This is a genomic window from Moraxella sp. CTOTU48717, from assembly GCF_032057165.1.
GTDB lineage: Bacteria > Pseudomonadota > Gammaproteobacteria > Pseudomonadales > Moraxellaceae > Faucicola > Faucicola tetraodonis.
In genome coordinates, this window is sequence record NZ_DAMBBC010000002.1 from 94,536 (window position 1) to 119,309 (window position 24,774).

At 44.6% G+C, this 24,774-nt stretch carries 21 protein-coding genes; 10 read left to right on the forward strand and 11 right to left on the reverse strand.

Translation table 11 applies throughout. The features are described from left to right. Positions 1-70: 70 nt before the first annotated feature. Positions 71-1,723: a peptidylprolyl isomerase gene (locus RT084_RS02015; protein ID WP_312383479.1), complete on the forward strand. Its 1,653-nt coding sequence runs from the start codon at positions 71-73 to the stop codon at positions 1,721-1,723. Positions 1,724-1,780: 57 nt separating this feature from the next. Here the strand turns inward: RT084_RS02015 and pgeF are convergent, their stop codons facing one another. The 3 genes from pgeF to RT084_RS02030 all read right to left on the reverse strand — a co-directional run bounded on the left by pgeF (position 1,781) and on the right by RT084_RS02030 (position 5,132). Next, on the reverse strand, positions 1,781-2,689 hold the full coding sequence (gene pgeF / locus RT084_RS02020; protein ID WP_312383477.1) for a peptidoglycan editing factor PgeF: 909 nt from the start codon (positions 2,687-2,689) through the stop codon (positions 1,781-1,783). 82 nt (positions 2,690-2,771) lie between these two features. Beyond that, on the reverse strand, positions 2,772-3,953 hold the full coding sequence (gene prpF / locus RT084_RS02025; protein WP_312383475.1) for a 2-methylaconitate cis-trans isomerase PrpF: 1,182 nt from the start codon (positions 3,951-3,953) through the stop codon (positions 2,772-2,774). A 141-nt stretch (positions 3,954-4,094) separates the two neighbouring features. Continuing rightward, the gene (locus RT084_RS02030; protein WP_312383473.1) at positions 4,095-5,132 is read right to left on the reverse strand and encodes a hypothetical protein; all 1,038 of its coding nucleotides are present in this window, start codon (positions 5,130-5,132) and stop codon (positions 4,095-4,097) included. A gap of 147 nt (positions 5,133-5,279) precedes the next feature. Here RT084_RS02030 and RT084_RS02035 point away from each other — a divergent pair, with 147 nt between their 5' ends. Further along, complete coding sequence (locus RT084_RS02035; protein ID WP_312383471.1) at positions 5,280-6,167, forward strand: glycerophosphodiester phosphodiesterase; 888 nt, start codon at positions 5,280-5,282, stop codon at positions 6,165-6,167. 35 nt (positions 6,168-6,202) lie between these two features. Next, complete coding sequence (locus RT084_RS02040; protein WP_313097448.1) at positions 6,203-6,658, forward strand: DIP1984 family protein; 456 nt, start codon at positions 6,203-6,205, stop codon at positions 6,656-6,658. Between the two features lie 213 nt (positions 6,659-6,871). On the opposite strand, the gene RT084_RS02045 is transcribed toward RT084_RS02040, so the two are convergent. Continuing rightward, positions 6,872-7,594 (reverse strand): ribonuclease HII, encoded by a 723-nt coding sequence (locus RT084_RS02045; protein ID WP_313097450.1) that lies wholly within the window; start codon positions 7,592-7,594, stop codon positions 6,872-6,874. Between the two features lie 68 nt (positions 7,595-7,662). Here RT084_RS02045 and purD point away from each other — a divergent pair, with 68 nt between their 5' ends. Both purD and RT084_RS02055 read left to right on the forward strand, forming a co-directional pair. After that, positions 7,663-8,967, forward strand: coding sequence for a phosphoribosylamine--glycine ligase (gene purD / locus RT084_RS02050; RefSeq protein WP_313097451.1), 1,305 nt, complete (start codon positions 7,663-7,665; stop codon positions 8,965-8,967). A gap of 186 nt (positions 8,968-9,153) precedes the next feature. Continuing rightward, positions 9,154-10,578 carry an ABC1 kinase family protein gene (locus RT084_RS02055; RefSeq protein ID WP_313097452.1) on the forward strand — a complete coding sequence of 475 codons (1,425 nt, stop codon included), beginning with the start codon at positions 9,154-9,156 and terminating at the stop codon, positions 10,576-10,578. Between the two features lie 65 nt (positions 10,579-10,643). Here the strand turns inward: RT084_RS02055 and lpxB are convergent, their stop codons facing one another. Then, entirely contained in the window at positions 10,644-12,032 is a 1,389-nt protein-coding gene (lpxB, locus tag RT084_RS02060; RefSeq protein ID WP_313097455.1) for a lipid-A-disaccharide synthase, read from the reverse strand. Positions 12,033-12,361: 329 nt separating this feature from the next. Here lpxB and RT084_RS02065 point away from each other — a divergent pair, with 329 nt between their 5' ends. Continuing rightward, entirely contained in the window at positions 12,362-13,459 is a 1,098-nt protein-coding gene (locus tag RT084_RS02065) for a 3-deoxy-7-phosphoheptulonate synthase (protein WP_313097457.1), read from the forward strand. Between the two features lie 141 nt (positions 13,460-13,600). On the opposite strand, the gene RT084_RS02070 is transcribed toward RT084_RS02065, so the two are convergent. Continuing rightward, positions 13,601-13,876, reverse strand: coding sequence for a SlyX family protein (locus RT084_RS02070; RefSeq protein WP_313097459.1), 276 nt, complete (start codon positions 13,874-13,876; stop codon positions 13,601-13,603). A gap of 104 nt (positions 13,877-13,980) precedes the next feature. Here RT084_RS02070 and RT084_RS02075 point away from each other — a divergent pair, with 104 nt between their 5' ends. Both RT084_RS02075 and RT084_RS02080 read left to right on the forward strand, forming a co-directional pair. Then, complete coding sequence (locus tag RT084_RS02075; protein WP_312383457.1) at positions 13,981-15,936, forward strand: ATP-binding cassette domain-containing protein; 1,956 nt, start codon at positions 13,981-13,983, stop codon at positions 15,934-15,936. A gap of 157 nt (positions 15,937-16,093) precedes the next feature. After that, complete coding sequence (locus tag RT084_RS02080) at positions 16,094-17,074, forward strand: pirin family protein (protein ID WP_096488839.1); 981 nt, start codon at positions 16,094-16,096, stop codon at positions 17,072-17,074. A gap of 66 nt (positions 17,075-17,140) precedes the next feature. Here RT084_RS02080 and ppnP read toward each other — a convergent pair whose 3' ends face one another. Then, a complete protein-coding gene (gene ppnP, locus RT084_RS02085) occupies positions 17,141-17,428 on the reverse strand; it encodes a pyrimidine/purine nucleoside phosphorylase (protein ID WP_036597446.1) in 288 nt (95 codons plus the stop codon). Positions 17,429-17,682: 254 nt separating this feature from the next. On the opposite strand from ppnP, the gene RT084_RS02090 reads away from it, so the two are divergent. Beyond that, the gene (locus RT084_RS02090; protein ID WP_312383454.1) at positions 17,683-19,026 is read left to right on the forward strand and encodes a lytic murein transglycosylase; all 1,344 of its coding nucleotides are present in this window, start codon (positions 17,683-17,685) and stop codon (positions 19,024-19,026) included. 49 nt (positions 19,027-19,075) lie between these two features. On the opposite strand, the gene RT084_RS02095 is transcribed toward RT084_RS02090, so the two are convergent. Further along, positions 19,076-20,008 carry an NAD(+) kinase gene (locus tag RT084_RS02095; RefSeq protein WP_050324375.1) on the reverse strand — a complete coding sequence of 311 codons (933 nt, stop codon included), beginning with the start codon at positions 20,006-20,008 and terminating at the stop codon, positions 19,076-19,078. 201 nt (positions 20,009-20,209) lie between these two features. Between RT084_RS02095 and RT084_RS02100 the strand changes: the two genes are divergently transcribed. Continuing rightward, complete coding sequence (locus RT084_RS02100) at positions 20,210-20,929, forward strand: Bax inhibitor-1/YccA family protein (protein WP_313097461.1); 720 nt, start codon at positions 20,210-20,212, stop codon at positions 20,927-20,929. Between the two features lie 57 nt (positions 20,930-20,986). Here the strand turns inward: RT084_RS02100 and pdxH are convergent, their stop codons facing one another. From pdxH to guaB, 3 genes are all read right to left on the reverse strand, one after another. Further along, positions 20,987-21,646, reverse strand: a complete 660-nt coding sequence (gene pdxH, locus RT084_RS02105) for a pyridoxamine 5'-phosphate oxidase (RefSeq protein WP_312524047.1) — start codon at positions 21,644-21,646, stop codon at positions 20,987-20,989. Positions 21,647-21,671: 25 nt separating this feature from the next. Continuing rightward, the gene (glmM, locus tag RT084_RS02110; RefSeq protein WP_239742166.1) at positions 21,672-23,027 is read right to left on the reverse strand and encodes a phosphoglucosamine mutase; all 1,356 of its coding nucleotides are present in this window, start codon (positions 23,025-23,027) and stop codon (positions 21,672-21,674) included. 200 nt (positions 23,028-23,227) lie between these two features. Beyond that, the gene (guaB, locus tag RT084_RS02115; RefSeq protein ID WP_282840998.1) at positions 23,228-24,694 is read right to left on the reverse strand and encodes an IMP dehydrogenase; all 1,467 of its coding nucleotides are present in this window, start codon (positions 24,692-24,694) and stop codon (positions 23,228-23,230) included. Positions 24,695-24,774: the final 80 nt, after the last annotated feature.

Sequence of the window (24,774 nt, forward strand, 5' to 3'; positions counted from 1 at the left end):
GCCACGATTTTTGAGTGATCAAATTTACTTTTTTATTTTTTGGTTTTTATTTTTTTTAAGGATACATGCCATGAACCATGCTGTCATGCATAATTTACCCAATTTTCACCGTAACGCCCTATCTGCTCTCACTAGCGCTTTGATATATGGCACTCTATTGGTTATGCCAACATTGAGCGCGCAAGCCGTGACTGCAGGAGCGGCTGCAACAGCTAAAACTAACACAACCAGCAGCAAAACGACGGTGGAATCTAGTAAAAAATCTAGTACCAAACCTGCAGCGCAAACCACAAGTAAATCAACCAAAGCTGTGACAGCAAACAAAACCACCAACGCTGCCAAATCAGTCAAAGCTGACACCAAAGCCAGCGGCTCAAAACCTACCACTCAAACAGCACAAGCTGTCTCTCAAACTGCGCCCGTAACATCAGAGGTCGCCAACTCATCAGCCAAGCCAGCGCCTGTCGTCGCTAGCAGCTCGCAAGATCAAGTTATTGATGGCGTGATTGCTATTGTCAACGACACCCCTATTTTGCGCAGCCAGTTAGAGCGCGCGGTTGCTCAAGCTTCTGCCCAGCTTCAAGCGCAAAATAAAGCTGTACCACCCGCACAGCAACTTTATCCGCAAGTATTGGATCAGCTAATTACTAAGCAAATCCAGCTTGATATCATCAAACGCCAAGGACTGCAAGCTGAAGAGAGCGCAGTGAATGCTGCGTTAACCAATTTGGCACAACAAAATGGGGTCGCAAGCCTTGCCGAATTCCAGCAAAAACTTGACGCCCAGCGCGTAGGTAGTTACCAAGCATTGCGTCAAAAAGTCAGTGAAGACTTGGCGATACAAACTTTGCAGCAGCAACAACTTAGCAGCCGCATCAAAATCTCCGATCAAGATGTCGATAACTTCCTCAAATCACCAGAGAGCAACGCTTTAGAAAAATCACAATATCGCACCTTACATATTCGCGTGCCTTTTATAGCCGATGCCGCAGGTAAAACCAGCGACAAACAAAAAAAACAAGCGCTGACCGTAGCCACCCAAATTGCCAAAAATTTGCAAGCTGAGAATGCCAATATTGAGCAAATCATGACTGACGCGCAAGCCAACTATAACGCGCAAATTCAAGGGGGCGATATGGGCTACCACGTCGCGGCAGAGTTGCCGACAGAACTGTCAAAAAACATCACCGCCCTTGAAGTCGGGCAAGTTACCAATCCCATTGCCACGGCAGAAGGTTATAACGTGATTAAACTCGTCGATAAACGCGGCGGTCAACAAAAAATCATCGATCAATGGCATACCCGCCATATTTTAATCAGCCCATCAACTGCCCTACCCGCTGACATGGCAAAGCAGCAGATCGATACTATCTATGAAAAACTGCGTCAAGGTGAGGACTTCGCTACCTTAGCAAGCACCTACTCAAAAGACCCAGGAAGCGCCAGCAACGGCGGCGATTTAGGCTGGGTCAGTGAAGGTGATATGGTACCAAGCTTTGAATCAATGATGAAACAAACGTCGGTAAATGACTATTCTGTGCCATTCCAAACGCAATTTGGCTGGCATATTCTTAAAGTCGATGAAAAACGCCAAAAAGATGTGAGCGATGTCTATCGTAAAAACATGGCACGTGAAATCCTATACCAACGTATGGCACCGCAAGCGCTAGACGATTGGATGCAGGAATTAAGAGCCCAAGCTTACGTTAAAATCATGCAATAATTTAGCTTGCATAAAAAAGGCAGTATGATTAACATACTGCCTTTTTTTATGATTCAATTAATCCATAAAAATCAGCGTTGCCATTCTACCTGTTGCAGGCAATTGATGCTGAGTTTGCCGACGATACGAATAAAATCGTGCATCACTATGACTATCTAAACCACTTTTATACACCTGATGAATACCATAAGCCTTGAGCTGTAATTCTGCTATTGCAGGCAAATCGGCAAAATAATGACCGAGCTTATCAGCATTTGGCTGAAACAACTGGGTAGCGACAGCCTCAGATACATTTAACACTGATAACACGGCATCTTTGACACGACTGTCCACTTCATAGCTCGATTGTGCGATGCTAGCGCCTATCCAGGCGTGCCAGCCACGAGTGACCTTCTGCATTTCGGCAGTCGCGTTATCCCCCGCTGCAAAATCAAACTGGTGTACCATTTTTTGTACGGTCTTTGCAATGATATTTTTATTAAGACCTTGCCAGCCAGCGTGAATCGCCGCAATCAGCTTGTTATCATCTGCTGCATCGGTGGCTATCATGACGGGTACACAATCTGCCGTCATAATCGCTAAGGCAACGTTTGGTAAACGAGTAATATGCGCATCAGCCGATATCGCTGCTGCGCCAATTTTATCGGTAACCTGATAAACGTCGTTACCATGGATTTGATTAAGCCAATGAATGCTGTTTAATGCGGGATGATAGTGTTGCAAGGATTGCAGCAAATGCGCACGATTTTGATGCACCTGCATGCTATCATCCCCTACATGCAAGCCTAGATTAAATTGACCATACACAGCATTCAAACTAGACTGCCCCACTGCATCATTGCTTAAATTGCTTAAATTGCTTGAAATGCTTGGCATAAACTCACAGCCAGATAGGGTTTGAACCACGGTTACCCCTTGGCTTGGCGCTTTCGTCAGTTCAATCCAGTGTGATTGCTTATCTGTCATTATTGGGCTCTTAGGTATTGGGGACTTAGGTATTAGGCTCTTAGGTATTGGGCTATAAGTTGCCTTGTGAATGATTTGTCGATTAAAACGCATCGCCAGGCACATACACCTCACCCACCATCAGACGTCGCGCTGAACGGCTCATAGACACTTTTTTGGCTTGCCATTTGCCATCCACTTGCGAGGACTCACCCCCGACCAGTAGCGTGCCTGATGGGTGACCAAAGCGTACTTCAGACAACGCTTTGCCACCGGCTGCTTGGTTGACCAGCGTACCTTTAATAGTCGCTGCGGTGCCAATCGCAACCGAAGCTGTACCCATCATGGCATGGTGCAGTTGACCCATGCTCATCGCGCGGGCAAGCAAATCAATATCGCCTGCCTTGACTGCTTTGCCACTAGAGGCGGTATAATCGGCTGGCGGTGCAACCCAAGCAATTTTTGGGGTATGCTGACGGGTTTGAGCTTCTGTTAACTCTGCAATCAGTCCCATTTTAACTGCGCCATGAGCACGGATTTTTTCAAGCTTAGCCAAAATTTCTTGGTTACTGTTGATGTCTTTTTGCAGCTCAGCGCCCGTAAAACCTAAGTCTTTGGCATTTAAAAAAATTGTTGGGATACCTGCATTGATCATCGTGACGTCAAATTCACCGATTTCAGGTACATTAAGTTTGTCAATCAAGTTGCCCGTCGGGAACATATCGCCATCGCTGTCCACAGGGTCGATAAATTCAATTTTGACTTCGGCTGCTGGGAAAGTCACACCATCTAGCTCAAAATCGCCTGTTTCTTGCACCTGACCATCAGTCATGGGTACATGCGCGATGATGGTTTTGCTAATATTCTGCTGCCAAATACGCACTTCACAAATGCCATTTTGGGGCACTTTACTGGCATCCACCAACCCATTGGCAATCGCAAATGAACCGACCGCAGCGGTTAAGTTTCCACAGTTACCTGACCAATCAATCATCGCTTTGTCAATGGCGACCTGACCGAATAAATAATTCACATCATGATCGGCAACGTCTGTTTTTGACAAAATTACCACTTTGGAGGTTGATGATGAGCCATTTCCCAAACCGTCAATTTGCTTACCATACGGATCTGGACTACCCACCACCCGCAGTAAAAAACTATCTCGGGCTTGCCCTGGGGTTTGGCAGCGTTCAGGTAAGTCATCAAGCTTGAAAAAAGTACCTTTTGACGTACCACCGCGCATATAGGTAGCTTTAACAGCGATTTGTGGGGCAAAATGAGCCATGTTCATATCCTTATGGTGGCAGGCAGAGAATTGACGCATCAATTTGTTTTATGTTTAGTCACATTACTACATCAAAACATGCTAAAACAAATTGATGACTGGGTGACATACGTTAAACACATCATCTAACAGTGGTTTACGTTAGTATTGCTCGTTTTTTTCTTCAATGGTTAATTTGACATTGGTGTCGGTTGGGACTTTTTCATGCGATACTGACTTGGTCGATTTGTCTGTACTTGTGCTAGCCGCTGACTTAGTAGCGGTTGATTTGGTATCAGCATTTGCGGTGGTTGACTCAGATTTTTTATCCGATATTTTATCTGCGCTATCTGATGCTGTGTTTTTCTTGTCTGATGTGGTGGTCACGTCAGTCTTGGTTTTTTCGCTGTCGTTTTTTTCACTGTCTGTTTTTGGTTCTTCTGTGGTTTGTTTCTTGACAGGTTTGGTGGTTGAATTTTGGCTGTTGTTGGCAGCGACACTGGGTTTGCTAGTCACTGTTGGTACAACGGGTATGGCGCCTGCCGAAGAACCGGCTAAGGGCGTATTAGATGGCTGGGTCAGCGTTTGCGCTAATGCCGAATTTGCCATAATCTCACCGACTAGCCCAATCACATCGTCGCCTGTGGTGCTATTGACTTGGTAATTGGCGCCACTGGCTGATAACCCAAAGCCAACATTGTTTGCCACCAATGTGCTATTTTGCAGTTGATAACCACGCGACGCGATTTGCTCGGCGGCGACTGGCATTTTTAGACGGGTATAAATTTTATCGGCGTTATCGAGCTGCGCTTGAGGCATATTAAACGACACCGTCGCTTGGCATTTACCATTGCTACCATTCACGCTCTCTAGGTTGATTGCCACTTGCGACAAGCCATTTTGCAAGATAGTCATATCAACCACCGTACCTGCTTGCTGCTGAATGATGTCAGACTGTTTTTTGGCTTGCTGGTCGATGCGATTGACCAGATAACTGTGAATGGCACTGGTTGCCTTCTCATTGTTACAGGCAATATCAGACGTTTCAATTGACTTTTGCTCACTGCTTGCAGCACTGCCAGTTTGCTCGTCTTTTTGCTCATTGCGACTACATCCCACGACGGCTAAGGCAAAACACGCCAACAATAACGGCGTACGCATTTTTTTTGACAACGTATTTTGTGGGAAAATCATAGACATAAGGCACCTTCACGCAGAATTTATTACCATGCCATTATAAAGCAAAGTTTTGCAAATTGGCTAGTTGTTCACTATTATTTATAATAAAATTTAGTTGTAATAATTTTTAGTAGTCATAAAATTTTATTGTCTATTGCGAGCCATCGTATGCGCCATCCAAATCAAACCTATTATTTACTCGGTCATCGTGCTGCTCGGGCTGAACGGCTAGAGAACTGTCAAGACGGATTTGCCTACGTGCAGCAATTGCAAAAACAGGGTAAGCAGCTTGATGGGGTTGAATTTGATATCCAAATGACCGCCGATGGCAAATTTGTGGTGGTACATGATGAAACCTTAAATCGGCTGGCAAGACAACAATCGTGGATTGCTGATAAAACATGGGCGGAATTAGGCGCCATTGTGCAATCGGACTATGAGCGTTTTTCCCAATGTTTTGAACTAGGGTTTTTAAAACATCACCTATTGTTGCTAGACGATTTACCACCCTATCTGCAACACTTTTGCCATATTGAACTGGAAATCAAAACCCATGCCAAAACTCATCCAGCCTTGTTGGTTAAAAATCTGCTTAGGCTATTATCACAAGAAATATGGCAAGCTTTACCCATCACTTTGACCAGTTTTGATACCGATATTTTGTACCAAATTCAAAGCCAACAGCAATTTTTAAACTTTCACTTTCCGACAGGCTTATTACTTGAACCCAAAACACTTGAGCCTAAAATACTTGAACCCGAAACCATGATGGCAAGCCAAATTGCTTTTTTGCCGACGCCTGATGCAGCGGGTAAAAATTTAATATTACAAACCTTTAATCGTGCTTGTGCGTTAGGCTGTAGCCAAGTGGGCATTTATTATGCGCTTATTACCCCAGCCCTGTTGGAAATTGCCAAAATTTATGGCTTAACAGTCACTGCTTGGACGGTAAATGAGGTTGATGTGGCAAAGCGCTTGATTGAGATGGGCGTGGATTGTGTGATTACAGATTATCCTACCCAATTTTTAACCCAATTATATGATTTTAACGTTTAAATTGACCCACTAAATTGACCAATCAGGAGATAACCATGAAACTTGCAGAAGCTTTGTTACGACGTGCTGATATGCAAAAAAAGCTCGCCAGCTTGAAATCGCGCATTGCTGAAAACGTCAAAGTCCAAGACGGCGATACCCCAAGTGAAAACCCGAATGAACTGCTGCTACAAGCCAATCAAATCATGAGCGAGCTGTATGCGTTAATCGACCATATCCATCGCACCAATGCTATCGCTGTCATGCCCGATGGTTCAACCATGCTCAGCACTTTAGTCAAGCGTGATGAACTTGCCGAACGCCATCGCCTGCTGCAAACCGCGATTGATAATGCTAAGACGGAAGGCGATCGCTATAGCTATCGGGAAATCAAATGGCAAAAAGTAATTGAACCCGTCAGACTGCAAAAACAAGCAGATGACATAGCGGTCAAACTTAGAAACTTAAATATCCAATTGCAAGCCGCTAATTGGCAGATTGATTTAGTATAAGCTAGTTTGAAAAAACCCTACAATTTGCTATGATGGATTTGAACATACAGGGCGACTATCAGACCTTGTTTGGCGCGCTGTCCACCGAGAGGTTGAAAACAAATCGGGCACAGCTTGCAGGTCTGCGAGCAAGACCATCCTTTTACTTGTCATGCTCAGCACAGCTTACTAATTAAACTCGCTCACAAGGCGACTTTAGACCTGCACTCATTACTACCGGATATTGACTGTATGTTCACCTTTTTGGTCTAAAATCCTCTGTTTGATGGGGGCAAAACTTTTGCGGTGCATGGGCAAAATACCTAAATGCTCTATCGCTTGGATATGGGCGGCGGTGGGATAGCCTTTATGCTGCTCAATGCCATAATCAGGATACAACTTTGACAACGCCACCATATCTCGGTCACGCGTCACTTTGGCAATGACACTGGCGCCACTGATACACGCATGTTTGCCGTCCCCTTTGACTATCGCTTGCTCATGCGTAATTTGCTGATAATTGGGCAAGTCAAACAACACGGGCAGTTTATTGCCATCCACCATGACGCTAAAAGTCGCTGTTGGGTATTGCGCTAACATTTGCGCCATCACGCCTGCCACCGCTTGCTTCATCCCTAGTAATGTCGCTTGTAAGATGTTGATCTGGTCTATTAAGCTGGCAGAAATTTTGACAACCTGATGCGCGCTTGCGGTTTGTTCAATCAAGGAAAATAACGCTTCTCGTTTTTTTTCTGACAGTTTTTTGGAGTCAGTTAGCGCGCTTAGCGGATGATTGTGGCTAATACTCACGCTATCAGCGGTGGGTAAATCAGTGCTTAGGCTATCTTCTTTGATAGATAAAATTGCCTTATCGAAGATGAGCGCACAAACCACCACATCGCCCAATAACGGCCCTCGCCCGACCTCATCCACGCCAATAATAAAATGCTTTGTCATTTAATTTAGTTCCCAAAATTTGTTACAATGCCTACCATACGGCTATTTTACATTTTTAAGGAAACAATATGAATATTTTAGTCATCGGCACAGGCGGACGTGAGCACGCATTGGCATGGCAATGCGCCAAAGATAGCAAAGTGAGCACGGTTTTTGTTGCCAACGGCAATGCGGGCACAGCGCTTGAACATAAACTACAAAATGTCGATTTAAACGTCAAAGACCATGCGGCGGTGATTCAATTTTGCCAAGACAATGACATTGCCTTTGTATTGGTTGGTCCTGAAGCGCCACTTGTGGCAGGTATGGTCGATGACTTAACAAAAGCAGGTATCAAAGCTTGGGGACCCACGGCGTATTGCGCACAGCTTGAAGGATCAAAAGCCTTTGCCAAAGATTTTATGATCAAACACCATATCCCTACCGCCAAATACCAAACTTTTAGCGATGCAGAACAAGCGATTGCTTATGTGAAAGCCGAAGGCGCGCCGATTGTCATCAAAGCCGATGGTTTAGCCGCAGGTAAAGGCGTGATTGTGGCGATGAGCGAACAAGAAGCCATTGACGCTATCAATGATATGTTATCGGGCAACAAATTTGGTGATGCGGGCAGCCGTGTGGTGATTGAGCAGTTCTTGCAAGGCGAAGAAGCCAGCTTCATCTGTATGATAGATGGCAACCATATCTTGCCAATGGCAACCAGCCAAGATCACAAACGTATTGGCGAAGGTGATACCGGTCTTAATACAGGCGGTATGGGTGCTTACTCACCTGCCCCTGTGGTGACGCAGCAAGTACATGACAAGGTGATTGACCGTGTGATTCAGCCAGTGGTCGATGCCATGAACGAAAATGGCACACCTTATACGGGATTTTTGTACGCAGGCTTGATGATTGATGACCACAATGACCCCTATGTGATTGAGTTTAATTGCCGTTTTGGCGACCCAGAAACACAGCCCATTATGATGCGCCTAAAAGGCTCAATGGTTGACTTGATAGCATTAGGGTTGGATGGCAATCTTCCCAAACAAACCGAGTGGGATGAGCGTCCTGCCTTGGGTGTGGTACTGGCTAGCAAAGGCTATCCAGAAAGCGCGAGCATCGGCGATGTCATCCATGGGTTACCATCACTTGAGTCTCAGTATGGGCAAACGGATATGGATGTCAAAGTTTTCCACGCAGGCACCAAAGCGTTTGATAATGGTGAAATTATCACCAATGGCGGACGCGTACTTTGCGTGACGGCGCTCGGTGACGATATTTTGGATGCGCAAACCAAAGCCTTAGCAGTTTGTGGCGCTATTAGCTTTGATGGTATGCAATATCGCCGTGATATCGGTTGGCGCGCTATTCAATCTAGCGCCGAATAACCAGTAATCAATAGGATGACATTTAGACCTCTAGCCGCTGTGTTAAATCAAGTGGTTACGCCAAGTGGTTACGCTAAGTGTTAATCCGCTTTATTAAAAATCGGTAACAACAATCAAAGCAAATCATGTGTTAAAATGATTTGCTTTTTATTTGGCTTTTTCTTTCAAAAACATTAGGCACCCTGTATGGCAAATCCGCAAAATTACGATAACCAACCGCTTGAACAGCTCAAAACCTCGGCGCTTGACCGTCGGTTATCGATTGCCAAAGCATCGCTCAATATCGGCAGACGATGGGCGACCAATAGCGCCTTTGGATTATTTAAGTCAAAAGAAGAAAAAGCGGTACAAAAACAAGCTTTTATGCGTGAGCAAGCCCAATATTTGGTGGATGAGCTGGGTAAACTCAAAGGCTCGGTGGTCAAAATCGGTCAAATGTTAGCCCTGTACGGGGAGCATTTTTTGCCCCCCGAAATCACAGAAGCCTTACAGACATTGAACAGTCAGACGACTGCTTTTTCATGGTCAATTATCGAATCAGCGCTACGAACCGAATTGGGTGATACCATCCATGAGTTTGATATCGACCATACTCCAATTGGCACCGCCTCACTTTCGCAAGTACATAGAGCAGTTCATAAAGCCACAGGCGAGCAAGTGGTGTTTAAGGTGCAATATCCCAATATCGCCGATGCCGTAGACAGTGATTTGGATTTGTTTCGCCAACTGCTTAAAGTCACCAATGTTGTCCCGCAAACGCGCCAACTCGATGATTGGTTTGAAGAAATTCGTGACCTGCTGCATCATGAAGTCAACTACCTCCTAGAAGCAGACACCACTGAGTTATTTTTTCAGCGTTTTGTTGGGGATAGTCGCTATGTGGTGCCGCGCATCCTCAAAGCTTATAGCACCGATCGGCTGCTATGTATGACCTATGAAGATGGCGTGTCGATTTTGGATGAGCAAGTATTTGCGCTACCCCAAGAAAGACGGAATGCGATTGGGCAGGCGTCGATTGAAATTATGCTACGTGAGATTTTTGAATGGGGGGATATGCAGACCGACCCCAATTTTGGCAACTATCTGATTCGCCTTGCACAAAAGCCTAATACACAGCAGCCTGATACACAGCTTGACCAATTGGTGTTATTGGACTTTGGCGCGATTCGTCAGTTTGATGATAATCTGCTACTCATCGCCCGTAATTTGCTGTTGGCAGGGGTTTTCCACGACCGTGGCAAAATGCGCCAAGCGATTGATCAAGCAGGCGAGCATTTTGAATTCTTTGCTAATCTTAGCGATTCGGTGAAAAATGATATGGTAGAGCTATGTTTACTTGCCAGTGAACCCTTTAGTTTGCCAAGTCGTAATCCGACAATTCCACCCCATGCACTGGATGTACATGGCAATTATATTTGGGCGCAAAGTGATTTACATAACCGTGTCATTAAGCTTGCCAGCCAATCAGCGACCTCAAAATCCTTTAGCGTGCCGCCTAAAGAGCTGATGTTTATTAGCCGTAAATTCATTGGCGCTTATACCTTTATGACGGTGCTTGATGCCAGAACCAAAGCCCATGATTTGATAGCAACCTTCACATCAGAAGATTAGGTGTAAGTTTACCATCAATATCACCGTGCCCAACTTGATAAAGTGTCAAATTTTGCCTGAGATTTTTACTGCTGTTTCCACGTCAGCCAATTGTCAATCACCGCATTGGCGGGATTGATGTTGCTTTGCTCACGCAGCCATTCTGACGTTTGCCGCAAATCTCGCAGCTGCTCGTTATAATTTTTAACCTTTAATGATTGCTGTACCACACGGCAAATATTGTCTGGGTTGGCGTCTTCTTGTAGCAATTCTGGTACGATTTCTCGACCTGCCAGGATATTAGGCAATGCCACATACGGCACTTTGACCAGCCGTTTTGCCAGCCAAAAGGTCATTTTATTGAGTGAATACACCACCACCATCGGTTTACCCAGTAGCATGGCTTCAAGCGTGGCGGTGCCCGATGCGAGCAGCACCAAGTCTGACGCCGCCATCACCCGTTGGCTAAAATCCGCTTGTGTTTCATCACAGCTCACTGTGACATGATGGCGCACCTGCGCTGATTGGGCTTCTAGATATTGCTCTACGATAGTCAGTAGGTGTTGGTTGACCGTTGGCACGATAAAGCATAGCTTATCATCCATAATCAACAGTTGATGAATCGCTTTAAGCATTTTTGGAAAAATCGCATCGATTTCACTGCGTCTTGAGCCTGGCATCACTGCAATGAGATGACTCATCTCAAGCTCGCCCATTTTGACAAAAAACTGATGATAGGTGGGATTATCCCAAATCAATTCACGGCGCAGCTCATCCATGGGCGTTGTAAGTAAATTGTCATCAATGGTCTTGAGGAGTGAATGCCCGACACACACGGCGGGATGATCATGTTTTTGGTACACAGACAACTCAAACGGAAACAAACACAGCACCAAATTGGTCGCGCGTTTGATTTTCTCAATTCGCCCTTCCCGCCATGCCCATATCGATGGGCTGACATATTGCACACAATAAATACCGGCTGATTTTAACCGCTCCCCCAATCGCAAATTAAAATCAGGCGCATCAATGCCGACAAAAATATCGATGGCGTTTTGTTTAAAGGCTGCCAAAATTTCATCACGTGCTTTAAACAAATCTGGCAAATGCTTGACCACTTCCACCAAGCCCATCACTGACAAACGAGACATGTCAATCACTGAGTTAAGCCCTTGTGCCTGCATCTGTGCGCCACCCACGCCCACCCATACAATGTCATCACGCAAATTATTCATCTGGCACATAAAGTCTGCACCCAGCGCATCGCCTGAGACCTCGCCTGCTACGATACCAATGACAATCGGCTGAAACTTAGTTTTTGCAACGTTTTGCGGCAAATTCTGTTCATTTAGGTTAGAAAAGCTCGCTTCGCTGAGGTTAGAAAAGCTGGCTGTGCTTGGGTTAGCAATATCGGTTGCGAGTGCGGCGTTTGCAGCAAGGTCTGAAATGGTTTGTGCAGGGGCGTTAGCGTACATGAGATTAAACAGCCTTGTTTGGTTATAATTTTGAAAAAATATTTTAGGGGTAAACAGATGAAAAGTAAAATCATCAAAAAATTTAAATGACAGTTATTTGTTATTTTGTACTAGTATACTGATACAATAATTGTTATACTATTGCTATAGGATATGCAGCTTACCCAAACATCCAAAAAAACTTTGACCAAACAGATTTTGAACATTGACAAAATATTTTATCAACTGCCAAACTAAAAGTAGGCTTTCCTACTGACTCAAGTAATGACATTATAAATTTTTTGGTTTATAGTGATTTTTTAAATTTTTGCCAACAGCCTGTGAGAATTATGACAACTTTTGCCAAAACTGATATCGCTGATGTAGATAATGTGAATATTGAAGCAATTTTACCGCTAGTGACGCCTGCGGAATTAAAAAACGAACTACCATTGAGCCCCAAAGCTATCGAGACGGTGACCAAAGGTCGTGAAACCGTGCGTAATATTTTAGACGGTAAAGACAAACGTTTATTGATGGTGATTGGTCCCTGCTCGATTCATGACGTCAACGCTGCCCATGAATACGCCGATAAACTGTTGGCTTTATCCAAAGAAATTGAAGACAGTATTTATGTGGTGATGCGTGTGTACTTTGAAAAGCCTCGTACCACAGTGGGCTGGAAAGGCTTAATCAATGACCCAGACATGAATGATAGCTTTGATATCAATAAGGGCTTGCGTGTTGCGCGCAAACTGCTGCTTGATTTGAATGAAAAAGGCTTACCTTGTGCAACCGAAGCGCTTGACCCCAATACACCGCAGTATATCCAAGATTTAATTAGTTGGTCAGCGATTGGCGCACGTACTACTGAGAGTCAGACTCACCGCGAAATGTCTTCAGGTCTGTCTTGTCCAGTCGGCTTTAAGAACGGTACAGATGGCGGTATGACAGTGGCAGTCAATGCCATGCAAGCGGTGAAATCTGGTCATAGCTTTTTAGGTTTATCTGCCGATGGTCTGGTGTCTATCATTCAATCAAAAGGTAATCCATACGGTCATGTGGTGCTTCGCGGCGGTAATGGCAAACCCAACTATGATGCCACTGCCGTTGCCCAAGCAGAAAATGAACTTGCTAAAGGTAAAGTCTCAGGCAAAATCATGATTGACTCAAGCCATGCCAATTCAAATAAAGACCCTTACCTGCAACCGATGGTCATTCAAAATATCGCTGAGCAAATCAAACACGGTAATCGCTCGATTATTGGGATGATGGTTGAAAGTCATCTTAAAGGCGGTCGTCAAGATTTGACCGCGGATTTGAGCCAGCTTGAATATGGCAAGTCTATTACCGATGGCTGTATCGATTGGGATACCACGGTCAAAGCGATGCATGATTTGCGAGATGCGGTGAAAGATGTATTACCCACTCGCGAGTTGAATGATTAAGCTTTTAGCATTTGAATAAATTTAATTAACCGCTATAATGAATTTGTAGCGGTTTTTTTGTTGATGAAATTAGGGTCTAAACATGAGCGAAAAATTTGCTGATATTTTATATTTTGAATATCGACATAATTTGATTCAAAATCAATAATGCGGCGGTTTATCGCTTAACAAATCAAACGGCTGAATTTGCGAGCCTTGCGTTTGAGTTTCCAATTTTTGATAAAGTAGCTGTAATTGCCGTTGTTGGTCAGCAATCAGCTGGCTTTGCTCGGTGACGATATTATCAAGTTTATCCACTGTATCTTCCATAAACAGCACTTGCGTTTGTAAATCAATCAACGCTTGGGTTAATTTTTCCACCATGGTAACCCACCCATTTTCATCGCTTGCCTGTTTTTGGTGATCTTTTTCGCTCATTTAGAATGCCTCATAAGTTTCCCCACAATTTTTTGCCATAAAGTCTGCTACAATAGCCGCATTTTCCTATTATACAAACATTTTTACTAAACTTTGAGAAAGTTATGGCACTGATTCATTTACGAGATATTCATTTGGCATTTGGTATTGCACCGATTTTGGACGGTATTGATTTTAATATCGAACAAGGCGAACGCGTGTGTTTAATTGGGCGCAATGGTGAAGGTAAATCAACTTTGTTTAAGGTGATTAGCGGTCAAGTCAAAGCGGACAGTGGCGAATTCCAAATCAGTGGCAATCTGAAAATTGCCATGCTTGAGCAAGATATTCCAGAAACATCGGGCAAAGTCAGCGACATCGTTATGGCAGGTGCAGGCGATGTGGCAACATGGCTGACAGCCTACGAGCAAGCCAGTGATAAATGTGCCAGTGGTGACATGAAAGCCTGTGAATTAATGTCAGATTTGCAGCATAAAATTGATGATGCCCATGGGTGGGACTTGACCCGTGAAGTACAGACCATGCTGTCCATGATGAATTTGGACGGCGATGCCGATATTAGTGAATTATCGGGCGGTCGCAAACGCCGTGTACTGCTTGCGCGTGCGCTGATTACCAAACCTGATGTGCTACTACTTGACGAGCCGACCAACCATTTGGATGTCGAAAGTATTGAATGGCTTGAGCAATTTTTATTAAACGCGCAAGGATTGACCCTGCTGTTTATCTCGCATGACCGCTCGTTTATTGACAAAATCGCCACCCGCATTGTCGAACTTGACCGCGGTATTCTACGCAGTTATGACGTCACCAAGCAAGCAGGCAATGTCAATAAAGGCTATGCCCGCTACCAAGAACTTAAAGAACAACAACTCAACGCCGAAGAAAAAGCCAATGCCAATTTTGATAAAAAACTGGCTGAAGAGGAAGTGTGGATTCGTCAAGGTATCAAAGCGCGCCGTACCCGCAATGAAGGTCGCGTGCGCGCGTTAAAGGCGCTGCGTGAAGAACGTAAATCCCGCCGTGAGCAAGTCGGACAAGTTAACATCAGCATGAACGATGGCGACAATAGCGGCAAATTGGTTGCCAATGTCAAACATCTCAATCTAGGTTATGGTGATAAGACCTTGGTAAAAGATTTTAACACCAGCATCATGCGTGGTGACCGTATTGGTATTATCGGTAAAAATGGTGTCGGTAAATCCACGCTCATTCATGCGATTTTGGATATTCCGCAGCCTGATATCACCAAATCTGGCTCAGTCAAATTAGGCACCAATCTACAAATCGCCTTTCTTGACCAACTGCGTGACCAACTTGATCTAGAAGCAACTGTGGTACAAAACGTCGCGGAAGGTTCTGATTTTGTAGAAGTGGCGGGTAAAAAGAAACATATCATCGGCTATTTGCAAGATTTCTTATTTGCCCCAGAACGCGCCAGAACGCCGGTCAAAGCCTTGTCAGGCGGCGAGCGTAACCGCGTTTTGCTAGCCAAACAGCTACTAAAACCTGCAAATATCTTGGTACTTGATGAGCCGACCAACGACTTAGATATGGCAACCCTAGAGCTGTTAGAAGAAGCCGTCGATAGCTTTAATGGCACCATCTTACTGATTAGCCATGACCGTACCTTTATGGACAATGTCGTAACATCAACTTGGGTTTTTGATGAAGATAGCGATGGCAATGGTATTGTCAAAGAATATGTGGGCGGCTATCAAGACTATTTGACGCAAAAATCTCGTGAACAAGCGATTAAACCCAAAGCAGACAAATCAGAAAGAACAACAGCAAAGCCCAAAGAAGCCATTAACGCTGATGCACCAAAAACTGATACGGTGAAGAAAAAACTGAGCTACAAAGAACAGCGTGAATTAGACAGTTTACCCAATGAAATCGCGCTACTCGAGCAAGAACAAGCTGAACTTCAAGACAAATTAGCCGATGGCAGCTGGTTTGTGAGCGATATGGCAGCCGCTACCCAAGCCAGTGAACGTCTCAACGAGATTGATGATTTGCTACTTGAAAAAATGGCACGTTGGTCAGAACTTGATGATTAAAATCATTAAATAATCTATGAGGGCAAGGTTATCAATTAACCTTGCTTTTTTTATCTTTTATATTAGTTAATATTTACAATAACCAATATAATGTAATTTATACTTGAAAATAGCCTTTTTGCTCCTATAATTATAGTTATCAATAAGGAGAAAAATCATGGCCATGCAAAATAGCAAGCAAAATAGCAATAAAACTTACCGACAAGTCGACAAAATTCATGCCGCCCCACGCCCCCATTGGGTGGGTGATGGTTTTCATGTCAACCCGATGTTCAATCACATGGTGGGTGATAAACGCACCGACCCTTTTTTAATGCTCGACTATGCAGCAAAACAATATTTTGAACCCAATGCTCAAGCCCCTCGCGGTGTCGGACAACATCCACACAAAGGGTTTGAAACGGTAACTATCGCCTATGCAGGTGAAGTCTCTCACCGTGATTCTAGTGGCGGTGGCGGTACTATTAAGACAGGTGACGTGCAATGGATGACGGCAGGCAATGGCGTGATTCATGAGGAATTTCACTCCCCTGAATTTAGCCAAGCAGGCGGTGATTTTAGTATGGTACAGCTTTGGGTCAATCTACCTGCCAAAGATAAAGCCACGCCTGCCAAATACCAACATCTTGCCAATGATGACATGCCTGTGGTCAGTCTACATGATGATGAAGGACTGCATGCAGGACAAATTAAGGTAATTGCTGGGGAGTTTACCCCTACTGTCAATACCCAAGCTCCTCAGCAGGGTGACAATAAGGCACGCGGCATTGGCACGACTTTTACCCCTATTAACTTGTGGGATATCAGTATTGAACCCAATCGCTCCATAGAAGTCGCGATTTCTCGCACTCACAATTTGTTGTTATTGTCGATGCAAGGCGATGTTATCATCAACGCCGATCACGACCAGCAAGCACACGCCAATCAATTAATCACTTTTGAGATTGAAAGTGGCGAGACGGGCGACGATTTTGTACGCTTAACGGCGGGCAAAGCGGGAGCGAAAATCTTGCTGATGAGTGGTGAACCGATTAATGAGCCGGTGGTGGGTTACGGACCCTTTGTGATGAATAGCCAAGCCGAAATCCGTCAAGCCATCTTAGATTTTAATGCAGGAAAATTTGGCGGTATTCAATAAATTTTTCGGTTAAAAAAAGCGATATCATGGATTTGATATCGCTTTTTTATTACTTATTTATCTTGATTATTTATCTTGGTAGGTGCAAAGATAAGCCGTTTCTTCGTCAATTTTGACTTTGAATTTTTGGTTGGCATCGACAGTAAAGGTTTCATTGGCTTTAAAAGTTTGCCAGTCAGTTTGGTTTGGCAATAGTGCTGAGATAGCCCCGCTAATGACGGTCATGGTTTCAAATTGACTTGTGCCAAATTCGTATTCGCCTACTTTCATCACACCCACGGTCGCAGGTAGGGTGGCTGTTTGAAAACCGATTGATGCCACATTGCCATCAAAATATTGATTGACTTTTAGCATAGTTACTCCTCAAAATTAGCTACTATAAACCGATTATCATAAACTTTTTTGACCAATTATCAATCCTATTTTCCAAAAAATGCTGGCAAAACTGCCAAAATCTGGCAAATACTTTTACCGCAATTTTTGTAGTATTTTTATATCAATTATTCCTTAACAATTAAAATTTCCTATTTTTGTGCTATATTCAATTTTTTTACCACAGTTGTTATGTTTGTACGCATTTGGCTTGTATTAATTGAGGTTATTGCTCTATGTATGTTAAATATTCGTCGTCTATCGTTGCTTTATCGCTCTGTTTGTCGCATCGTTTTGCTGGTCAAAAACTGGCATTACCTGTCAGTTTAGCGGCATTGTTGGCAGCTTGTTCATCAGCACCTATTCAAACCCAACCCCAAAAATTACCAGGTACGTTGCCGACTGCCCCTGTGGTCATTACAGTACCCCCGAAGGTCACGCCTGTGCCACCTGTGACTGTTCCAACCAATCAATACAGCAGCTTCTATCAGTGGAAATCGGATTTTATTGAACGCGCTGTGCAAAAAGGTTACCCCCGTGCTGATGTTGAACGCTTGCTGTCTAGTGCCAACTATAGCGAGCAAGTGGTGTCACTGGATAAAGGACAGCCCGAATTTGCCAAAATGCCTTGGGAATATATCGATGGTGCCGCGTCGAGTGGTCGTGTCAGTGGGGGTCAGCGCAATTTTGCCAGCCAAAGCGCGCTACTTGATCGCATTGAAAATCAGTATGGTGTGCCGGCCTCTATTGTGACTGCCATTTGGGGCATGGAATCTTCTTACGGTCAAGGCACAGGCAACTCATCACTGGTCAATAGTTTGGCGACCCTGGCATATGATGGTCGCCGCCGCAGTTTTGCAGAGGATCAGCTACTAGCGCTGTTGTCGCTGCTTGAGCGTGGTGATATTGATTGGTCGCAACTGCGCGGCTCTTGGGCAGGTGGCATGGGACATACCCAATTTATTCCCAAAACTTGGTTAGATGAAGCAGTAGATGGCAATGGTGATGGTCATCGTAACCCTTGGCATACAGCTGATGCGTTAGCTTCTACCGCAAGCTATCTTAAAAATGCCGGCTGGCAGCGTGGTATGGGCTCGTACTATGAGGTACGATTACCAAATGGTTTCGATTATCGCCAGGTCAGTACCAAAAAAACCATGGCAGACTGGCAAAATTTAGGTGTTCAATTTATCACCCCAAATGCGCCCATGGATGCGCTGGCAGAATTGTGGCTCCCTGCAGGTAAAGAGGGTCCTGCGATTTTATTAACCAAAAATTTTGATGCCATTAAGGTATACAATAATTCCTCCAATTACGCCATGGGGGTAAGCTTACTTGCCAAAGCCATTATCGGGCAGCCAGGTTTACAGCAATCTTGGCCGCGCTATGAGCAGCCACTTGCTACTTATGAAGTACGCCAACTTCAACAGCGTTTGACGGCAATGGGCTATGATACTAAAGGGTCAGATGGCGTCGTAGGCACCAATACCAAATTAGCATTTCAGCGCTGGCAAGCCGACCACAACCAAATCCCAGATGGATTTATCTCAAAACGCTCGGCAAGCGGGCTGATTAATTAATGCATTTATTCATAAAAAAGCCACCGAATGATTCAGGTGGCTTTTTTATTTAATTATCCATACTAAATTCTTCAGCGTAGCTATTCCAACCAAGTTTGGTACGGCAAGCTTCAAAAAAATCCACCCCAGGTGGGTGTAATAACGTGAGTTTGTTCGGATGCTTGTGAATCACTAAACGCTGGTTTTGGTTAAGCGGCACCGATGGTTTCCCATCTGCACTCACCATCGGCTGGGTGCGGTTATCTTTATGGATGCGGATTTTGATTTCGCTGTTGCCGCTGACCACAATCGGGCGGCTTGATAAGGTATGTGGATGCATAGGCACCAGACAAATGGCATCCATACTAGGATGAATAATCGGCCCGCCACCTGATAGCGCATAAGCGGTGGAACCCGTCGGTGTGGAGGCAATCAGACCATCACTGTGCTGACGATAGACATTAAGCCCATCAATTTTTAAATGAAAATCTAGCATATGCACTGACTTGCCTGCATGCAGCACAATGTCATTTAGCGCCATATCTTCATAAATCACATGTGCACCTTGACGGATTTCCATCTTTAGCAAGAATCGATCTTCAAGCTGATAATGACCTTGTAAAATACTGGTCAATTTTACGTTTAAATCATCAGGATAAATGTCAGTTAAAAACCCTAAACGTCCGCGGTTCACCCCCACTACTGGCACTTTGTGTTTGACGAGTACTTGCGCCGCATGTAGCAGCGAGCCATCACCACCGACCACAATGACCAAATCACAAGCACCGCCGAGCAAACTACGCTCAATCGTAGCAATCTCGCCTAGGCGTGCAAAATCTAATGCCGGCAACCGTGCCGTTTGATGGTCAATTAATAAAGGCAACCCTTGCTCATGAAAAAAGTCACAAATTTGGTAGATACTTTGAATGACACTTGGCTTGTTGGCACGACCCATAATGCCGATACGCCCAAAGGCAGGATTGGGAATAAGTGTGGACGTCATAGCAGAAAATTAACTGATAAAGATTGAACTATTTTATCACAGCTTACTGGCTCACGTTATGCCCAATCAGTATTTTATATTACAAAATTGCTAACCTTCGTTGTGCAGTTAATGTATACAAACTCATTGCTATTTGCTAATTTAAGGTAATTAACATATAGCTAAATTTTGAAATTTTTTAACGCTTGGGAGCAAATTTTTATGGCAAATCCGATTATATCTCGCGCTGAACTTGCGGTTAGCACGACACCGATGACGGTCAAAGGGGTTATCCGAAAAACCTCTTTTCTGTTAGGTTTGACGACCTTATCGGGTGTTGGTTTTTTTGGCTATTGCCTAGCTAGTGGCGTCACTTCAGGTTTTGTTAGTGTAGCAGCTTTAGCCAGTATCTTGGTGGCTTTTGTATTGAGTATGGTGATTATCTCAAAACCCCACATAGCTAAAACATTGGCAATTCCCTATGCAATTTTAGAGGGCATCGTGATTGGCGCGATTTCCCTGTTTGCGAGTATTAAGTTTCCCACAGTTGCCCCGACTGCTCTAGTCGCAACTTTTGTAACCGCTGCCGTAATGCTAGCGCTTTATCGCAGTGGCGTGATTAAAGTGACCGAAAAATTTCGTTCTGTGATGATGTCGGCTGTGATTGCTATCATGCTGGTGTATCTGGTACAAATCGGGTTTAGCCTCTTTGGTAGCTCACTGCCGTATTTGTTTAGCGGTGGCGTGGTGGCTATTGGTTTTAGCTTGCTGGTGATTGTGATTGCATCACTGAGCCTGTTATTAGATTTTGACAGTGTTGAGCGAGCTTATGCCGCAGGGGTGGATGAAAGCTATGAATGGGTACTAAGCGTTGGTATCTTATCAACACTGGTATGGATGTATATTGAATTTGTACGTTTACTACGTTCACTGCAAAACTAATTTTTATCAAATAAAAAAACACGGTTTAAAATACCGTGTTTTTTTATGGCTTGCAGTTTAAGGTAGTAGTCGTTCCATCACCCATTGGTCGCCATCTAGCGAATAGACGATGCGGTCGTGCATACGATTGGCTCTACCCTGCCAAAATTCGATTTTCTCTACCGTCAGCAGATAGCCACCCCAAAATTCTGGTAAAGGGATTGGGTTGCCCTCATACTGCACAGTTAATTGGGCAAATTTGTCTTCCATTACCTCGCGGCTGGCAACCACGCTGCTTTGTGGCTCGCTGACCCAAGCAGCTAGTTGGCTATCACGGGGACGGCTATGAAAATACTGAGCGGATTGTTCACGGCTAACCTTTTGTACAGCGCCGGTAAGACGGATTTGTCTTTCTAAGCTTGGCCAAAAAAATAATGCTTCAGCATTGGGGTTGGTCGCCAAATCACAGCCTTTGGCACTGTCGTAATTGGTATAAAACACGAGGCCAATGCCCGTGTTATCCAATTGGATAATTTCACGCATCAGTAAAGTGCGCACACTTGGCTGCCTATCACGTCCACAAGTCGCCAGTGAAAACGCATACGCTTCTCCTTGCTTGCTATCAATCGCTTGCTGCACCCAAGTTTGTAGCAAGCCAAACGGCTGCTCCGGCAAGTGTGATTCGATAAGCTCGCCTTGTTCATACGATAATCGTTGACTGGTAAAATCAATACTCATTTTTTATCCTTATGAAATGTCAACTTTACGCCATCACTTGGCGTACTTTTTCAGCAAGTTCATTGGCTAGCATATCGCACTCAATCTCATCATCGCTTTCGACCATCACCCGAATTAATGGCTCTGTACCTGATTGACGAATCAGTAAACGACCCCGTCCTGTCAATTTTTCTTCGGCAGCTTTAAACGCATTTGCCAATTCTGGGAAGGTATAGGGATCTTGTTTTTGCGCCAATCTGACATTGACCAATTTTTGTGGGAGCTGGGTATAACCCTTCATCAGCTCTGATAATGATTGTTTGCTCTGCGCCATCACCGCAAGCACTTGTAGACCTGCCACAATGGCATCGCCCGTACTGGCTTTATCTAGCGTTAAAATATGACCCGATGACTCACCGCCCAGTACCCAGCGATTTTTCTCAAGCCCTTGCATGACATAGCGGTCGCCAACTTTGGCGCGCTCAAAGGCAATGCCCGCTTTATCAAACGCTAATTGCAGACCCATGTTGGTCATCAAGGTACCTACCACGCCATCGACTTGTTGCTCTGCTTGGGTGGCTAAAATATATAAGATGCCGTCACCATCAACCAACTCGCCTTTTTCGTTGACCATGATGATACGGTCGCCATCGCCATCTAAAGCAATACCCACTTGGGCATCATGGTCAAGCACCGCTTGTTGCAAGTTTGCCGGATGGGTAGAGCCGACATTGTCGTTGATATTAATGCCATCGGGTTTATCGCCAATGGCAATTACGCTAGCACCTAACTCACGTAATACACGGGGTGCGACGCTGTATCCTGCGCCATTGGCACAGTCAACGACAATTTTTAGGGCATTTAAATTTAGGTTGTAGGGGAAAGTGCCCTTACAAAACTCGATATAGCGACCTTTGGCATCCTCCACACGATAACTTTTGCCTAGCGCTTCTGGAGTGTCAATGACGACATTGATATCTTTGATTTCATCAATTTTTTCATTGATGGCTTGCTGAATTTCATCTGACAGCTTTTTGCCTTCATTGGAGAAAAATTTGATACCGTTGTCATAAAACGGATTGTGGGATGCGGATATCACTACGCCCGCATCAGCGTGAAAACTTCGGGTCAAATGCGCGATGGCAGGAGTTGGAATAGTGCCTAGCATATGTACATCTACGCCTGCGGCGTTAAACCCTGCTTGCAGACAGGCTTCAATAACATAGCCAGAAAGCCGTGTATCTTTACCAATGACGACATTGGGACGATGATTTTCATTCGGGGCTGCTTGGTTGGCTAGCAGCACTTTACCCGTGGCATAGCCTAATTTGATTAAAAACTGCGGATGTATCGGAAATTCCCCAAACTTACCACGAATACCATCAGTACCAAAATAACTCATTTAATTCTCCTTTATCGCCCATTGTTGTTATCACAATATAAAATTTTAGCATAGCAAAATTTCACGCATGTTGCGACATCTGTTTGTTTTTATGGGTGATGGCGCAACACGTTACTTTAGGCTATAAAAACTTTGGGCAATAAATTGGGCTATAAAAAAACTGGGTAGTTAACCCAGTTTTAGCGCAATCAACCTATCACTTAGTTTACACGGTAATTAGGGGCTTCTTTGGTGATTTGTACGTCATGTACGTGAGATTCTTTCATGCCGGCCGAAGTCACACGCACAAATTGTGGTTTGCTACGCATTTCTTCAATATTGGCACAGCCTGTGTAACCCATTGACGAACGTAAGCCACCGGCTAATTGGTTGATGATACCATTCATTGGACCTTTGTAAGGGACGCGACCTTCGATACCTTCAGGTACCAATTTTTCTACCCCTTCTTTGGCGTCTTGGAAATAACGATCAGATGAACCATTTTGTCCTGACATCGCACCTAGCGAACCCATACCACGGTAGGCTTTGTAGTAGCGACCTTGGAATAGCTCCACTTCCCCTGGCGCTTCTTCGGTACCTGCAAGTAAAGAACCCACCATGATACAAGAGGCACCCGCTGCTAACGCTTTTGCCATATCGCCTGAAAAACGGATACCACCATCGGCTATCAGTGGAATATCATTTTTTAGCGCATCAGCCACGTTGCTAATCGCTGAAATTTGCGGCACGCCGATACCTGCGATGATACGCGTGGTACAGATAGAGCCCGGACCGATACCCACTTTGACCGCATCGGCACCCGCATCACGCAACACGAGTGCCGCATCAGCAGTGGCGATATTACCGCCAATCACTTGGATGTTTGGATAGTTCTTTTTCACCCAAGCCACGCGATCAATGACGCCTTTTGAATGACCATGTGCGGTATCTACGACAATCACGTCGACATCGGCAGCGATGAGCGCTTCAACGCGGGCTTCTGTGTCCGCCCCCGTACCTACTGCCGCGCCAACACGTAAGCGACCTTTGCTATCGCGGCAAGCATTTGGGTTGTTTTCAGCTTTGGTGAAATCATTGACAGTAATCAAGCCTTTTAATTGAAAATTGTCGTCCACAACAATCACTTTTTCGATGCGGTGTTCGTGTAGCAAACGTTTGATATTCTCTGTAGGCTCGCCTTCTTTGACTGTCACCAATTTTTCTTTTGGGGTCATGATATTGCGAACAGGCTGGCTTAGGTTGTTTTCAAAACGGATATCACGGTGAGTGACGATACCGACCACTTGGTTACCTTCTACCACAGGCACACCGCTGATTTTGTTTTCTTTGGTGATACGGAGCAGTTCTCCCACACTGGTATCGGGTGATACACTGATAGGATCAACAACCGTACCGGCTTCAAATTTTTTCACCCGGCGTACTTGCATGGCTTGTAAATCAATGTCCATGTTTTTGTGCAAAATACCCATACCGCCAAGCTGAGCAATGGTAATCGCCATTTGCGATTCAGTCACAGTATCCATCGCAGCAGATACGATGGGTAAGTTTAGCTCAATACCGCGTGTCAAACGGGTTTTTAAATCTACCATCTTAGGCAAGACTTCAGAATAAGCAGGTAGTAGCAGCACATCATCAAAGGTAAGTGCTTCATCAACGATTCGTAACATAAAGACCTCGGAGTAGTTAAGCGTAGTTAAATAGTAATTAAAATTTTGTCGTGGTGAAAAATTTGACAGCCAAAAAACCG